General features: G+C 72.1%; 15 protein-coding genes. 7 read left to right on the top strand and 8 right to left on the bottom strand.

Going from position 1 to position 15168, the window contains the following annotated elements; translation table 11 throughout:
- Positions 1–4 precede the first annotated feature (4 nt).
- The 3 genes from IF89_RS0112965 to IF89_RS0112955 all read left to right on the top strand — a co-directional run bounded on the left by IF89_RS0112965 (position 5) and on the right by IF89_RS0112955 (position 3761).
- Positions 5–799: a thiazole synthase gene (locus IF89_RS0112965; protein WP_030765846.1), complete on the top strand. Its 795-nt coding sequence runs from the start codon at positions 5–7 to the stop codon at positions 797–799.
- A 181-nt stretch (positions 800–980) separates the two neighbouring features.
- Complete coding sequence (gene pknB, locus IF89_RS0112960) at positions 981–2894, top strand: Stk1 family PASTA domain-containing Ser/Thr kinase (protein WP_030765843.1); 1914 nt, start codon at positions 981–983, stop codon at positions 2892–2894.
- Positions 2895–3761, top strand: a complete 867-nt coding sequence (locus IF89_RS0112955) for a deoxyribonuclease IV (protein ID WP_030765840.1) — start codon at positions 2895–2897, stop codon at positions 3759–3761.
- Between the two features lie 58 nt (positions 3762–3819).
- Here IF89_RS0112955 and IF89_RS0112950 read toward each other — a convergent pair whose 3' ends face one another.
- Positions 3820–4452, bottom strand: coding sequence for a sulfite oxidase-like oxidoreductase (locus tag IF89_RS0112950; RefSeq protein ID WP_030765837.1), 633 nt, complete (start codon positions 4450–4452; stop codon positions 3820–3822).
- Between the two features lie 173 nt (positions 4453–4625).
- On the opposite strand from IF89_RS0112950, the gene bfr reads away from it, so the two are divergent.
- Entirely contained in the window at positions 4626–5102 is a 477-nt protein-coding gene (gene bfr / locus IF89_RS0112945) for a bacterioferritin (protein ID WP_030037303.1), read from the top strand.
- Between the two features lie 44 nt (positions 5103–5146).
- Here the strand turns inward: bfr and IF89_RS0112940 are convergent, their stop codons facing one another.
- On the bottom strand, positions 5147–5443 hold the full coding sequence (locus IF89_RS0112940; RefSeq protein ID WP_199820496.1) for a (2Fe-2S)-binding protein: 297 nt from the start codon (positions 5441–5443) through the stop codon (positions 5147–5149).
- A 136-nt stretch (positions 5444–5579) separates the two neighbouring features.
- Complete coding sequence (locus IF89_RS0112935) at positions 5580–6941, bottom strand: class II 3-deoxy-7-phosphoheptulonate synthase (RefSeq protein ID WP_420706909.1); 1362 nt, start codon at positions 6939–6941, stop codon at positions 5580–5582.
- A 337-nt stretch (positions 6942–7278) separates the two neighbouring features.
- On the opposite strand from IF89_RS0112935, the gene IF89_RS0112930 reads away from it, so the two are divergent.
- Entirely contained in the window at positions 7279–9186 is a 1908-nt protein-coding gene (locus IF89_RS0112930; RefSeq protein WP_030765828.1) for an anthranilate synthase family protein, read from the top strand.
- A gap of 31 nt (positions 9187–9217) precedes the next feature.
- Here the strand turns inward: IF89_RS0112930 and IF89_RS0112925 are convergent, their stop codons facing one another.
- From IF89_RS0112925 to IF89_RS0112905, 5 genes are all read right to left on the bottom strand, one after another.
- Positions 9218–9511 carry a hypothetical protein gene (locus IF89_RS0112925; protein ID WP_030765826.1) on the bottom strand — a complete coding sequence of 98 codons (294 nt, stop codon included), beginning with the start codon at positions 9509–9511 and terminating at the stop codon, positions 9218–9220.
- 236 nt (positions 9512–9747) lie between these two features.
- The gene (locus IF89_RS0112920) at positions 9748–10776 is read right to left on the bottom strand and encodes a 6-phosphofructokinase (RefSeq protein ID WP_030765823.1); all 1029 of its coding nucleotides are present in this window, start codon (positions 10774–10776) and stop codon (positions 9748–9750) included.
- A 154-nt stretch (positions 10777–10930) separates the two neighbouring features.
- Positions 10931–11575, bottom strand: coding sequence for a response regulator (locus tag IF89_RS0112915; RefSeq protein ID WP_051807034.1), 645 nt, complete (start codon positions 11573–11575; stop codon positions 10931–10933).
- 56 nt (positions 11576–11631) lie between these two features.
- Positions 11632–12849, bottom strand: a complete 1218-nt coding sequence (macS, locus tag IF89_RS0112910; protein WP_030765818.1) for a MacS family sensor histidine kinase — start codon at positions 12847–12849, stop codon at positions 11632–11634.
- A gap of 39 nt (positions 12850–12888) precedes the next feature.
- Positions 12889–13629: a lysophospholipid acyltransferase family protein gene (locus IF89_RS0112905; RefSeq protein WP_030765815.1), complete on the bottom strand. Its 741-nt coding sequence runs from the start codon at positions 13627–13629 to the stop codon at positions 12889–12891.
- 171 nt (positions 13630–13800) lie between these two features.
- On the opposite strand from IF89_RS0112905, the gene IF89_RS0112900 reads away from it, so the two are divergent.
- Both IF89_RS0112900 and IF89_RS0112895 read left to right on the top strand, forming a co-directional pair.
- On the top strand, positions 13801–14580 hold the full coding sequence (locus tag IF89_RS0112900; protein WP_030765812.1) for an alpha/beta hydrolase: 780 nt from the start codon (positions 13801–13803) through the stop codon (positions 14578–14580).
- On the top strand, positions 14573–15139 hold the full coding sequence (locus IF89_RS0112895; RefSeq protein WP_030765809.1) for a hypothetical protein: 567 nt from the start codon (positions 14573–14575) through the stop codon (positions 15137–15139). Before IF89_RS0112900 ends, IF89_RS0112895 begins: the two co-directional genes overlap by 8 nt.
- Positions 15140–15168: the final 29 nt, after the last annotated feature.

Below are 15168 nucleotides of genomic sequence, written 5' to 3'. Positions count from 1 at the left end.
CCGCATGGCCGACGACCTCTTCACCCTGGGCGGCCGGACCTTCTCCTCCCGCCTGATCATGGGCACGGGCGGCGCCCCGAGCCTGGACGTGCTGGAGCGCGCCCTGGTCGCGTCCGGCACCGAACTCACCACCGTGGCCATGCGCCGCCTGGACCCCACCGTGCAGGGCTCGGTCCTCTCCGTCCTCACCCGGCTCGGCATCTCCGTGCTGCCGAACACGGCCGGCTGCTTCACCGCGGGCGAGGCCGTCCTGACGGCCCGCCTCGCCCGGGAGGCCCTCGGCACCGACTGGATCAAGCTGGAGGTGGTCGCCGACGAACGGACCCTCCTGCCCGACGGTATCGAGCTGCTGGACGCCGCCGAGATCCTGGTCGACGAGGGCTTCACCGTCCTGCCCTACACCAACGACGACCCGGTGCTCGCGCGCAAGCTGGAGGACGTGGGCTGCGCGGCGATCATGCCGCTCGGCTCCCCCATCGGGTCCGGCATGGGCATCCGCAACCCGCACAACTTCCAGCTGATCACGGAGCGGGCCACGGTCCCGGTGATCCTGGACGCCGGCGCGGGCACCGCCTCCGACGCCGCGCTGGCCATGGAGCTGGGCTGCGCGGCGGTCATGCTGGCCTCGGCGGTGACCCGGGCTCAGGACCCGGTCCTGATGGCGTCCGCCATGCGGGACGCCGTCTCGGCGGGCCGCCTCGCCCACCGCGCGGGCCGCATCCCCCAGCGCCGCTTCGCCGAAGCGTCGTCCCCCGCGGAGGGCCGCGCGGCGCTGGACCCGGAACGGCCGGCGTTCTGAAGGGCGGGGCCTGCGCCCCGCCCGCCCCGCCCGCCCCGCTGGTCACCGCCCCGGGCGCAGGGGGAAAACCCGCGGCCGGGAGGGGTGCCGGGGCTCCGCCCCGCCGCCCCGGCACGTCACAGGTGCGCTGCAAGGCGACCGGCCCCGCCGGGCTTGCGGCGTCGGCTCGTAGAATCGGCGGGTGGATACGACCTTGGAAGACCCGCTCGTCGGGCGTGTGCTCGACGACCGCTACCGCATCGATGCCCGCATCGCGGCCGGCGGCATGGCCACGGTCTACCGGGCCGTCGACACCCGCCTGGACCGGATTCTCGCCCTGAAGGTGATGCATCCGGCGCTCTCCTCCGACGCCGCCTTCGTCGACCGGTTCATCCGCGAGGCGAAGTCGGTGGCACGGCTCGCGCACCCGAACGTGGTCGCCGTCTTCGACCAGGGCACGGACGGGCCGTACGTCTACCTGGCGATGGAGTACGTCTCCGGCTGCACCCTGCGCGACGTGCTGCGCGAGCGCGGCGCACTCCAGCCGCGGGCGGCCCTCGACATCCTCGAACCCGTCCTCGCGGCCCTGGGCGCCGCTCACCGGGCGGGCTTCGTGCACCGCGACATGAAGCCCGAGAACGTGCTGATCGGCGACGACGGCAGGGTCAAGGTCGCCGACTTCGGCCTGGTCCGGTCCGTGGACTCGGTCACCAACACCACCGGATCGGTCCTCGGCACCGTCTCCTACCTGGCTCCCGAGCAGATCGAGAACGGGATCGTCGACACCCGCGCGGACGTCTACGCCTGCGGTGTCGTCCTCTACGAGATGCTCACGGGCTCCAAGCCCCACCAGGGCGCCACCGCCGCCCAGGTCATCTACCAGCACCTGCACGAGGACGTTCCGCCGCCGTCCGCCGCCGTCCCCGGCCTGTCCGCGGCCCTCGACGCCCTGGTGGCGTCCGCGACCGCCCGCAACCCCGACCTGCGCCCCCACGACGCGGCCGCCCTGCTCGGCTTCGCCCGTGAGGCCCGCGCGGAGCTCACCGACGTCGAGCTGGACGCGGTACCGCCGCAGGCGCACGCGATGGAGCGGTCGTCCGCCGAGGACCGTACGGGGGTGATCCCGCGGGCGGTGGCCGCAGAGCCGGTGAACCTCACCTCGCGGCTGGAGGCCCCGCCCCTGGACCCGCCCGCTCCGTCCGGGCGCCGGTCGGCTCCCGCCGCGCGGCCGCGCCGCGGTGTGCTGCTGGCCGTGGTCGGCGTGCTGCTGGCCCTGGGCATCGGTACGGGCGTCTGGTACATCAATTCCGGCCAGTTCACGAAGGTCCCCAACCTGCTCGGCAAAACCGAGGAGCAGGCCCGCGCCCAGCTGTCCGGGGCCGGGCTCGGGGTGAAGGGGGTCGACCGCCGGTTCAGCGACGCCTTCGAGCGCGGGACCGTGATGGACACCGATCCGCCGGGGGGCCGGCGGATCCGCGGCAACGGCGCGGTGACCCTGACGATCTCCCGCGGGCCCGAAGTCGTCGCGGTGCCCAACCTCAAGGGCCGTCCCCTGGACGAGGCCAAGGAGGAGCTGACCAGGACCGGGCTGGCCCCCGGCCTCGTCACGCAGGCCTTCAGCCAGGACGTCGCCCAGGGCTCGGTGATCAGCACCAACCCGGCGGGCGGCGAGAAGCGGGCGCCCGACACGGCGGTCGCGATCGTCGTCAGCAAGGGCCGGCCGGTGCCGGTGCCGGGGGTGACCGGGCTGCCCTTCGAGCAGGCGAAGGCCACGCTGGAGGGTCTGGGCCTGAAGGTCGCGACGGCTCCCGAGCAGGTCAACGCGCCGTCGGACCCCGGTACGGTCGCCAACCAGTCGATCGGCGCCGGCACGCAGGCGGCGGCCGGGGACACGGTCACGCTGACGGTGTCCAAGGGCCCGCGCCAGCTGCCCGTCCCGAACGTGGTCGGCCAGGACGTGGACACGGCCCGCAGGACCCTGGAGGGCGCCGGCTTCAAGGTGAAGGTGGACCGTCCGCTGATCTCCTTCAGCAGGACCGTCGACGCACAGTCGGTGCTGCCCGGGCAGACCGCCGCCGAAGGCCTCACGATCACGATCCGGGTCAAGGGGCTGTAGGTGCACGGGGTACGCAATCCGGTGGGCGGACACGTCCCGGTCGCGGGCGGTCTCGCCTCCGTGGGGCTGACGTACGCCCGGGAGATGGGCGCCGAGGCCGTGCAGGTCTTCGTGGCCAACCCGCGCGGCTGGGCGACTCCGGTCGGCAATCCGGTGCAGGACGAGCGGTTCCGTGAGGAGTGCGCCCGGGAGGGCATTCCCGCGTACGTGCACGCGCCGTACCTGATCAACTTCGGCTCGCACACGGCGGCCACCGTGGAGAAGTCGGTGGAGTCCTTGCGCCACTCACTGCGCAGGGCCCGGCGCATCGGCGCGCTCGGGGTGGTCGTCCACACCGGTTCGGCGACCGGCGGCCGTCCGCGGGAGGTGGCGTACGCGCAGGTCAGGGAGCACATGCTGCCGCTGTTGGACGAGCTGACGCATGAGGACGACCCCTTCCTGCTGCTGGAGTCCACGGCCGGGCAGGGCTTCTCGCTGTGTTCGCGCGCCGAGGACTTCGGCCCGTACTTCGACGCGCTGGACCACCATCCGAAACTGGGGATCTGCCTGGACACCTGCCATGTCTTCGCGGCCGGTCACGACCTCGCGGAGCCGGGCGGCACGAAGCTGATGCTGGACCTGCTGGTGGACACCGTGGGCGAGGGCCGGCTGAAGCTGGTCCATGCGAACGACTCCAAGGAGGGCGTGGGCGCGCACAAGGACCGGCACGCGAACGTGGGGCGGGGCCACATCGGCCCGGACGCCTTCGCCGAGCTGTGCACCCATCCCGCGATGGACGGCGTCCCCCTGATCATCGAGACGCCCGGCGGCCAGGAGGGCCACGCGGCGGACGTGGCGCTGCTGAAGGAGCTGCGCGGCCCGCAGTGATCCACCGCCTGGTGAGGGATACCCCTGGGGGAGGGCCCCGGGGCAGGTCCGCCCGCCTCTAGAGCTCGGGGCCGTCGCCCGGCTCCTCCTGGTACGAGTAGCGCTGCTCGCGCCAGGGGTCGCCGATGTTGTGGTAGCCGCGCTCCTCCCAGAAGCCGCGGCGGTCGGCCGTCATGTACTCGATGCCGCGGACCCACTTGGGGCCCTTCCAGGCGTAGAGGTGCGGGACCACCAGCCGGACCGGGAAACCGTGCTCGGCGGTGAGCAGTTCGCCGCCCTCGTGCGTGGCGAAGACGGTGCGGTCGGAGGTGAAGTCGGCCAGCCGCAGGTTCGAGCTGAAGCCGTACTCGGCCCAGACCATCACATGCGTGACCTGCGGCGCGGGCGGCGCCAGGGCCAGTACGTCACGGGCGAGCACACCACCCCATTCGGCGCCCTGCATGCTGAACTTCGTGACGCAGTGCAGGTCCGCCACGACGGTCGCGAACGGCAGGGCCGTGAACTCCTCGTGGTTCCAGCAGTGCTTGTCGCCGTCGGCGGTCGCGCCGAACACGCGGAATTCCCACCGGTCCGGCTTGAACTTGGGCACGGGACCGTAGTGGGTGACCGGCCAGCCCTTCTGCAGCCGCTGCCCCGGTGGAAGCTCCAGCTGCTCTGCTCCCGGAGATTCCCGGCTTTCCGGCTGACCCATGACTCCATGGTGACAGACTGGGCAGGGTGGTCACGACCAGCTCCGGGCCGATCCGGGCAAGTCACGGCAACTCCCACTAAGGAGGCACTTACTGGACGGCCCTGAACGGCAGTGCAAGGATGCGCGCAACTGCCCCGTCACATAGCTGACATTGCCTGGAAGGAGCCTCTGCGATGCAGGGCGACCCCGAGGTCCTTGAGTTTCTGAACGAGCAGCTGACCGGCGAGCTGACGGCCATCAACCAGTACTGGCTGCACTACCGCATCCAGGACAACAAGGGCTGGACGAAGCTCGCCAAGTACACGCGTGAAGAATCCATCGACGAGATGAAGCACGCGGACAAGATCACCGAGCGCATCCTGATGCTCGACGGTCTGCCGAACTACCAGCGCCTCTTCCACGTGCGCGTCGGGCAGACGATCACCGAGATGTTCCAGGCGGACCGCCAGGTGGAGGTCGAGGCCATCGACCGGCTGAAGCGCGGCATCGAGGTCATGCGCGGGAAGGGCGACATCACGTCGGCCCGGCTCTTCGAGGAGATCCTGGAGGACGAGGAGCACCACATCGACTACCTCGACACCCAGCTGGAGCTCATCGAGTCCCTGGGCGAGGCGCTCTACATCGCGCAGCTCATCGAGCAGCCCAGCTGATCCCGGTCCGTCCGGTTCGGCCCCGGCCGTCCGGGAACCGCTTCCTAGGCCGCTTCCGCCAGCTCGGGCGAGCGCGCCGACTCCGGGTCGGCGGCGAGCACGGACACCGCGTCGCCCTTCTCCAGCAGCTCCCGACGCGGGCACGCCCCGCGGCCCAGGATGCCCTGGATGGTGCGTACGCAGGAGCCGCAGTCGGTGCCGGCCTTGGTCGCCGAGGCGATCTGGCGGGGCGTGCAGGCCCCGGCAGCCGCGTGTTCCTTGACCTGCTTGTCGGTGATACCGAAGCAAGAGCAGACGTACACGCGGTTCACCTCCTGGCGCTGAGTGGTGCGACGAGCCATCCCCTATTCGGTGAGGCTTACCTAACCGTACCCAAACTTAGGGTGGCCTAAAAGACCCGGGGACGACAGTGGGGCGCGGATCACATCGATCCGCGCCCCACCGTCGTAGGAACGCACCTACTGATCTCCGCGGGGCCTAGTCGCGGTAGAGCTCCGCAACGAGGAACGCCAGGTCCAGCGACTGGCTGCGGTTGAGCCGCGGGTCGCAGGCCGTCTCGTAGCGCTGGTGCAGGTCGTCGACGAAGATCTCGTCGCCGCCGCCCACGCACTCGGTGACGTCGTCACCGGTGAGCTCGACGTGGATGCCGCCCGGGTGGGTGCCGAGGGCCTTGTGGACCTCGAAGAAGCCCTTGACCTCGTCGAGCACGTCGTCGAAGCGGCGCGTCTTGTGGCCCGAGGCCGCCTCGAAGGTGTTGCCGTGCATCGGGTCGGTGACCCAGCCGACGATCGCGCCGGAGGCGGTGACCTTCTCGACCAGCTCGGGGAGCTTGTCGCGGACCTTGTCGGCGCCCATCCGGACGACGAAGGTCAGCCGGCCCGGCTCGCGCTGGGGGTCCAGCCGGTCGACGTAGGTCAGCGCCTCGTCCACCGTGGTGGTGGGGCCGAGCTTGATGCCGATCGGGTTGGCGATCTGCGAGCAGAACTCGATGTGCGCGTGGTCGAGCTGGCGGGTGCGCTCACCGATCCAGACCATGTGGCCGGAGGTGTCGTACAGCTTGCCGGTGCGCGAGTCGGTACGCGTCAGCGCGCCCTCGTAGTCGAGCAGCAGCGCCTCGTGGGAGGCGTAGAACTCGACGGCCTTGAACTCGGCAGGGTCGGTGCCGCAGGCCTTCATGAAGCTGAGCGCGTTGTCGATCTCCCGCGCCAGCTGCTCGTACCGCTGACCGGACGGGGAGGACTTCACGAAGTCCTGGTTCCAGGCGTGGACCTGGCGCAGGTCGGCGTAACCGCCGGTGGTGAAGGCGCGCACCAGGTTGAGCGTGGAGGCGGAGGCGTGGTACATGCGCTTCAGCCGCTCGGGGTCCGGGACGCGGGCCTCTTCGGTGAAGGCGAAGCCGTTGACGGAGTCGCCGCGGTAGGTCGGCAGGGTGACGCCGTCGCGGGTCTCGGTGTCCTTGGAGCGCGGCTTGGAGTACTGGCCGGCGATGCGGCCGACCTTCACGACGGGCACGGAGGCCGCGTACGTCAGGACGGCACTCATCTGGAGCAGCGTCTTGAGCTTGGCTCGGATGTGGTCGGCGGAGACGCCGTCGAAGGCCTCGGCGCAGTCGCCGCCCTGGAGGAGGAACGCCTCGCCCTTGGCGACGGCTCCCAGACGGGCGCGCAGCTGGTCGCACTCACCCGCGAAGACGAGCGGAGGATACGACTCGAGGTCCGCGACGACAGCGCGCAGAGCCTCGGCATCGGGGTACGAAGGCTGCTGCGCCGCGGGAAGGTCTCGCCAGGTCGCCTTGGCGGCGGGGGCTTGGGTTTCAGCGTTCACGGTCACCTCGTACACATTACGGCGTTACGCGGGGCTTCCGGCCGCCCGCCCACAACGTGAGACGGATTTCTCGAAGGCCGCGGACGGCCCGGCGGAACGGAATCCATGGTTCAGCGCGCGCTCCGGGAGGGATCCGGCACCGGCACCCGGTCTGGGCTATGGTTCACCGCATGTACGCGCAGACGAACCAGAACTGGTGGTGGCCCGCTCCCGGCGGCGACCCACTTCCTGCGCGTACCTGACGACACGCACGATGCGAAGGCCGCCCCGAGGGGCGGCCTTCCGCGTTCGACGACGGTTTCGACGTCGACGGCGAGAGCCGCTCCTCCCCTTTCGGAAGGACGCTCCGCCCATGGAACCCAGCCCCCACGGCCGCCGGCACCCGCTGGCCCGGCTGCTCGACGACTCCTGCCCGCCGTTCGCCCTGCTGCGCCGGCGCACCCCCGGCCGCGACCACGACACCGTGGAAGTGCTCCTCGGCCCGGTCCACACGGCCGAACACCTCGGCGACCTGCCCGTCGGGCCGCTGCCCACGCTCGCGCTCGTGCCCTTCCGGCAGATCCGGGAGCGCGGCTTCGAGGTGCGCGACGACGGCACACCGCTGAGCGCGCTGGTCGCCGAGGAGGTGTACGAGGTCCCGCTCGCCGAGGCCCTGGCGGGGCTGCCGGCGCACGCGGTGCGGGTCGAGGACGGCCGTTTCGACGTCTGCGACGGCGAGTACGCGCGGACGGTGGAGCGGGTGGTACGCGACGAGATCGGCCGGGGCGAGGGGGCGAACTTCGTCATCCGGCGCACGTTCGGGGGCCGGATCGAGGGCTTCGGCCGGGCCGACGCGCTCGCTCTGTTCCGGCGGCTGCTGGAGGGCGAGCAGGGCGCGTACTGGACGTACGTCGTGCACACCGGCGAGCGCACCCTGGTCGGCGCCAGCCCCGAGGTCCACGTACGGATGTCCGGGGGCACGGTGGTGATGAACCCGATCAGCGGGACGTACCGCCATCCCGCCACGGGGCCGACCGCCGAGTCGCTGCTGGCCTTCCTCGGCGACCGCAAGGAGACCGAGGAGCTGTCGATGGTGGTCGACGAGGAACTGAAGATGATGTGCACGGTCGGGGACCGGGGCGGGGTCGTCGTCGGACCGCGGCTGAAGCAGATGTCCCACCTCACGCACACCGAGTACGAACTGCGCGGACGGTCCTCGCTGGACGTGCGGGAGGTGCTGCGGGAGACGATGTTCGCGGCGACGGTGACGGGCTCGCCGGTGCAGAACGCCTGCCGGGTGATCGAGCGGTACGAGAGCGGGGGCCGCGGCTACTACGCGGGCGCGCTGGCGCTGCTGGGGGTGGACGCGGCCGGGGCGCAGACGCTCGACTCGCCCATCCTGATCCGGACGGCCGACATTTCCGCGGACGGGACGCTGCGGGTACCGGTGGGCGCGACGCTGGTGCGGCACTCCGATCCGGCGGGCGAGGTGGCGGAGACGCACGCGAAGGCGGCCGGGGTGCTGGCGGCGCTCGGGGTGCGGGGGGCGGCGCCGCGGCCGGGCGTCGAGGGGGCGCGACTGTCCGAGGACCCGCGGGTGCGGGCGGCTCTGGCGGCGCGGCGTGCCGACCTGGCGCCGTTCTGGCTGCGGATGCAGGAGCGGCCGGCGGCGCCGACGGGCCGTGCGCTGGTGGTGGACGGGGAGGACACCTTCACGGCGATGCTGGCGCACGTGCTGCGGGTGGCGGGGCTGGAGGTGGCCGTGCGGCGCTTCGACGAGCCGGGGCTGCGGGAGGCGGCGCTGGCCTGGGAGGGCCCGGTCGTGCTGGGCCCGGGCCCGGGCAATCCGGCGCACGGCACCGACCCGAAGATGCGGATGCTGCGCGGGCTGGCCGCGGAACTGCTGGCCGGGCACCGGCACGGCCTGCTCGGGGTGTGCCTCGGGCACGAGCTGCTCGCCGCGGAGCTGGGACTGCCACTGGTCCGCAAGGCGGAGCCGGCGCAGGGCGCGCAGACCCGGATCGGGCTGTTCGGGGCCGAGGAGGTGGTCGGCTTCTACAACACCTACGTCGCGTCCTGCGACGACGCGGCCGCGGCGCGGCTGGCTCGGGCGGGCGTGGAGGTGTCCCGCGACCCGAACACGGGGGAGGTCCACGCGCTCCGCTCCGCCGCGGGCGGCTTCGCGGGCGTCCAGTTCCATCCGGAGTCGGTCCTCACCCTCCGCGGCGCCGACCTCCTGCACGACCTGCTCACCACCGTCCGCACACCGACCCCGGCCTGACCCCCCGCCCGCGCGGGGCCGGGCCCGGAGTTCACACGCGTTCCCGCTCCACCCTCCTGCGCCGGTGGGCCAGGGCCGCACGGCCGGCCTTGGCACCCATCACCACTGCGGTCAGGGCCAGGCCCGTTCCGAAGAGGTACGGGCTGCCGAAGGCGCCGCCGCCGGCGGTCACCAGTCCGGCGCACTGGTCCGCGGCGTCCCAGCGGCAGGCCGGGCGGTCGGCAGGGTCCGCCCGGCGCAGCCGCCACAGTCCCCGCCCCAGGCCGGCCGCGGCCATGAGGGCGAGGCCGGCGAAGACCCATCGGGCGATCTCGGGGAAGTCCACGCGAGGACTGTAGGCGCCACCGGCCCGCGCCAGGCGACGGCCGGGTGAAGGCGATGCGAAATGCGGGGGCCGCGGGACGGGGTCGACTCGGCCGCCGAGGGCGGGCAGTGGTGGGGGCCCGGCCGGCCGTCGGGCCGGGGTGGCGGCGGTGGGGCGGTCGGCTGGGCGTGGCGTCCGCGGTGGGGGCCATGGGCCGTTCCGCACGGGACGGCCCATGGTGTGCGGTGTCCGGCGGCTCAGCCGAAGAAGACGCCGACCTCCTGGTAGAGGGCGGGGTCCACCGTCTTCAGCTTCGCCGTCGCGTCCGCGATCGGCACCCGGACGATGTCCGTCCCCTTGAGGGCGACCATCGTGCCGAAGTCCCTGTCGCGGACGGCGTCGATGGCGTGCAGTCCGAACCGGGTGGCGAGCCACCGGTCGAAGGCGCTGGGGGTGCCACCGCGCTGGATGTGCCCGAGGACGGTGGTGCGGGCCTCCTTGCCGGTGCGCTCCTCGATCTCCTTGGCCAGCCATTCGCCGACGCCCGACAGCCGGACGTGCCCGAAGGAGTCCTTGGTGCCGTCCTTGAGCACCATGTCCCCGTCCTTGGGCATGGCGCCCTCGGCGACCACGACGATCGGCGCGTAGCTCGCCTTGAACCGGGAGGTCACCCAGGCGCACACCTGGTCGACGTCGAAGCGCTGTTCGGGGATGAGGATCACGTTGGCGCCGCCGGCGAGCCCGGAGTGCAGGGCGATCCAGCCCGCGTGCCGGCCCATGACCTCGACGACGAGGACCCGCATGTGCGATTCGGCCGTGGTGTGCAGGCGGTCGATGGCCTCGGTCGCGATGCCGACGGCGGTGTCGAAGCCGAAGGTGTAGTCGGTGGCGGACAGGTCGTTGTCGATGGTCTTCGGTACGCCGACGCAGGGGATGCCGTACTCCCCGTGGAGGCGGGCGGCGACCCCGAGGGTGTCCTCGCCGCCGATCGCGATGAGCGCGTCGACCTCGTACTTGGCCAGGTTGTCCTTGATGTCGCGCACCCCGTTCTCCGTCTTGAACGGATTGGTGCGCGAGGAGCCGAGGATGGTGCCGCCGCGGGGCAGGATGCCGCGGACCGCGGGGATGTCGAGGGGGACCGTGCGCCCCTCGACCGCGCCCCGCCATCCGTCCTTGAACCCGACGAACCGGCAGCCGTACTCCTGCTGGCCCTTGCGGACGACGGCCCTGATCACCGCGTTGAGACCGGGGCAGTCGCCGCCACCGGTCAGCACTCCGACCTTCATTGCATCTCCCTTCGCCATGACGCTCACGCTAGTGGTGACGCAGGTCACAACAAGGGATCTGAAGGGGTCGATTCCGGTGGAATCGCAGGGAGTTGCCTCCGCCCGTTCACTCGTACGAGGAGGTAAATACGATCGACGCCCGCGCGGCGGGCGATCAGGCGTCGTCGAGGCCCGCCTCTATGGCGTACCGGACGAGCTCCACGCGGTTGTGCAACTGGAGCTTGCCCAGGGTGTTCTGGACGTGGTTCTGCACGGTGCGGTGCGAGATGACCAGCCGTTCGGCGATCTGCTTGTAGGACAGCCCCTTGGCCACGAGCCGGAGCACCTCGGTCTCGCGGTCGGTCAGCTGGGGCGCCTTCGGCTCGTCGGAGGCGGTCGGCGCCGGGTCGGTGGCGAGCCGCCGGTACTCGCCGAGCACCAGCCCGGCCAGGCCCGGGGTGAAGACCGGGTCCCCGGCGGCGGTGCGGCGGACGGCGTCGATCAGCTCCTCGGCCCCCGCGGACTTCAGCAGGTAGCCGGTGGCGCCGGACTTGACCGCCTCCAGGACGTCCGCGTGCTCACCGCTGGCCGACAGGACCAGGACCCGCAGCGCCGGATGGGCGCCGACCAGTTCCTTGCAGACCTGTACGCCCGGCATGCCCGGCAGGTTGAGGTCGAGGACCAGGACGTCGGGGCCGACGGCGCGGGCCCGGCGCACCGCCTCGGGGCCGTCGCCGGCGGTGGCCACCACGTCCAGGCCGGCGGCGGCGAGGTCGCGGGCCACCGCGTCGCGCCACATCGGGTGGTCGTCGACGACCATCACCCTGATCTCACGCTGCTGCGGCTGCTGCGGGTCGTTCACGTCGGTGTGCTCACTCACTTCTTGTCCGTCCTGCCCCTGGGTACCTTCAGTTCCACTTCGGTGCCCTGCCCGGGGACGGACACCAGATCGGCGCTGCCGCCGAGGTCGCGCAGCCGCCCGCGGATGGACAGGGCCACGCCCATCCGGCCCTCGCCCTCGGCCTGGTCCAGGCGGCCCGCGGGGATGCCGGGGCCGTCGTCGCGGACGGTCACGATCACCTCGTCGCCCCAGTCCTCGACCAGGATCCAGGCCCTGGCCCCTTCCCCGGCGTGCTTGCGCACATTGTCCAGGGCGGCGCCGACCGCGGCTGCCAGTTCCTTCGCTGCCGGGCCGGGCAGCGGGACCGGGGTGCCCGGTTCGGCGAAGCTGATCCTGGACCCGGCGTGCGGGGCGAGGAGCGTGCGCAGGTCCAGCTCGCCGTCGTCCGCACCGGGCTCGTCGTCCTCGTAGGTGTCCACCAGAGCGCCCCGCGACTCGTCGCGGCAGACCCGGGAGGGCTGCACCAGGCCGCTGGAGACCAGCGTGCGCAGCGCCACCTCCTGCTCCCCCGCCATCCTGCCGAGCTCCTCGGCCTCGCCGCCCAGTTCGGCGCCGCGGCGCTGGACCATGGCGAGGACCTGGAGGACGCCGTCGTGGATGTCGCGGGCGAGGCGCTCGCGTTCCCGCGTGGCGGCCTCGATCTCCAGGGCGCGGGCGAGGGTGTTCTCGCTGGCCCGGGCGACCTCGACGACGTAGCCGATGGCGACGGAGGCGACCCAGACGAGCAGGACGTTGTGGAGGGTGTCCCGGGTGGGCTGGCCGCCGTGGATGACGATGTTGGCCATCGCCACGAGGGTGGAGGCGAAGCAGGCCCAGCGCCAGCCGCCCTTGATGGCGAAGCCGAGGACGGCGCCGGCCGTCCATATGGTGGGGAGGGTGGGCCCGCCGGCGGCGATCCGCTCCTGCGTGTCGACGATCGGTGTGAGCAGGACGCCCGCGATCGCGACGGTCAGGTCGGCGACGAGGAATCCCTTGGTGCAGCTGGCGGCGTTGGAGACCTTGCGGAAGGTGGCGAGGGTCCACACGGCGAGGACGGCGAGGTAGCCGGCCGCGGGCCAGGGGTGCGGGAACTCCTTGTACGCCGAGGCGTACAGCAGCACCGCGTAGACCATGGTCAGCAGCCGGTACGCGGTCAGGGCGCGCCAGAGCGGCTGCTCGACCGACATGCGTACGACGCGTTCGCGTTTCGCCATCTCCCCCACCCCCCTGACGGGCGGTACCGCCCGCTTCCGCTACTCGCCCTTGCCGGCCTTGTCCGCCCTGGCGGCCTTCTCGGCCTTCTCGGCGTCCTTGGCGGCCTTCTCGGCGTCGGCGATCTGCCGCTTGGCCGCCGTCGCGTAGATGTCGACGTACTCCTGGCCGGAGAGCTTCATGATCTCGTACATGACCTCGTCGGTCACCGAGCGGAGGATGAAGCGGTCGTTGTCCATGCCGTGGTAGCGGCTGAAGTCCAGCGGCTTGCCGATCCGGATGCCCGGGCGCATGAGCTTGGGGACGATCTTGCCGGGCGGCTGGATCTTCTCCGTGTCGATCATCGCGACGGGGATCACGGGCGCGCCGGTGGCCAGGGCCACCCGGGCCAGGCCGCCGGGCTTGCCGCGGTAGAGGCGGCCGTCGGGCGAACGCGTGCCCTCGGGGTAGATGCCGAACAGCTCGCCGCGCTCGATGACCTCGATGCCGCTCTTGATGGCGGCCTCGCCGGCGCCGCGGGCGCCGGAGCGGTCCACCGGGAGCTGGCCGACGCCCTTGAAGAACGCGGCGGTCAGCCTGCCCTTGACCCCGGGAGAGGTGAAGTACTCCGCCTTCGCGATGAAGGTCACCTTCCGGTCCAGCACGGCCGGGAGGAAGAAGGAGTCGGAGAAGGACAGGTGATTGCTCGCGAGGATCGCCGGCCCCTCCGCGGGAATGTTCTCGAGGCCCTCCACCCACGGCCTGAAAGCGAGTTTCAGGGAACCGCCGACGGAGAACTTCATTGCGCCGTAGATCAACTCGAAAGCCTTCCTGTGTCTGTCGAACAGACCATATCCCGTGCCCCCGCCGGCAGGGGCCCGACGACCCTGGCCGGTGCCACCCCGGTCGCGTACCTTGAAGTCACACAGAGCAACGCACCCGCCCGGCGTACGTCATGATCAAGGAGACCCCTGGTGCCCGTCCTCCCTGGAGCCGAGCCGTTCCGCCACGAGGGCGGAGAGGTCGGCGTCCTTCTCTGCCACGGCTTCACCGGTTCCCCGCAGTCCCTGCGCCCCTGGGCCGAGTACCTCGCCGGGCGGGGGCTGACGGTGTCGCTGCCGCTGCTGCCCGGGCACGGGACACGCTGGCAGGACATGCAGCTCACGGGCTGGGAGGACTGGTACGCGGAGGTGGACCGGGCCCTGCGGGAGCTGCTGGACCGGTGCAAGCAGGTGTTCGTCTTCGGGCTGTCGATGGGCGGTGCGCTGACGCTGCGGCTGGCGGCCAAGCACGGGGACGCGATCAGCGGCATCGTCCTGGTCAACCCGGCGAACAAGGTCCACGACCCGCTGGCCTTCGCCCTCCCGGTGGCGCAGCACTTCATCCGGTCGACGCCCGGCATCGCCAGCGACATCGCCAAGCCGGGCTCGGTGGAGGTCGGCTACGACCGGGTCCCGACGCGGGCCGCGCACTCGCTGCGCAGGTTCCTGCGGCTGGTGGACGCCGAGCTGCCGCAGGTGACGCAGCCGCTGCTGCTCCTGCACAGCCCGCAGGACCACGTCGTGCCGCCCGTCGACTCGGCGCGCGTACTGGCCCGGGTCTCGTCGACGGACGTCACGGAGACCCTGCTGGAACAGAGCTACCACGTCGCGACGTTGGACCATGACGCGGAGCGGATCTTCGCGGACAGTTTTGCGTTCGTCGGCCGTCTGGCGGAGAGCGTGGGCAGGGAGGGGGCGCAGGCCGGTGGCTGAGCACGAGGAGCAGTCGGGCGGTGTGCCGCCGCTGGACGAGGAAGCGGCGTGGGCAGCGATCGTGGCCGGGTACGGGCAGGAGCCGCCGGACCCGCCGGGGTCGCGGCCGTTCCAGCCCATCGAGAACCTCCTGCTGCCGGAGGAGGACGTCAAGCCGCTGCCGCCGGAGCCGGGCCCGGACGCCGAGCCTGAGCCGCCGGCCGCGCCGGCTCCCACGCTGGGCAGCTCGGTGGTCTTCGCCCCGGGCGTGGGCATGGCGGGCCCCCGCGACCATTCGCCGGCGGAGCCCGACGACGAGGCGGCCGCGGCGGACGAGGGACACTTCGTCCAGCCCGAGCCGGAGCTCCCGCCGGCGGACACGACGGCGAAGTTCGCGTGGCTGGCGGTGGTCGGCGGCCCGGTCCTCCTGCTGCTGGCGGTGCTGCTGCAGTGGGACATGACCTGGTGGCTGACGACCCTGGGCATCGGCGGCTTCCTGGGCGGCTTCGCGACCCTGGTCGCGCGCATGCAGCACGGCGACGACGAGGACGACGACCCGGGCCGCGGCGCGGTCGTCTGACCGGACCTGTACGGGCTGGGTGTCGGAGG

It is taken from the genome of Streptomyces sp. NRRL F-2664 (assembly GCF_000719345.1).
Classification (GTDB): domain Bacteria; phylum Actinomycetota; class Actinomycetes; order Streptomycetales; family Streptomycetaceae; genus Streptomyces.
Note: the sequence above shows the minus strand (reverse complement) of the source record. Positions and strands in the feature narration are given on the sequence as shown.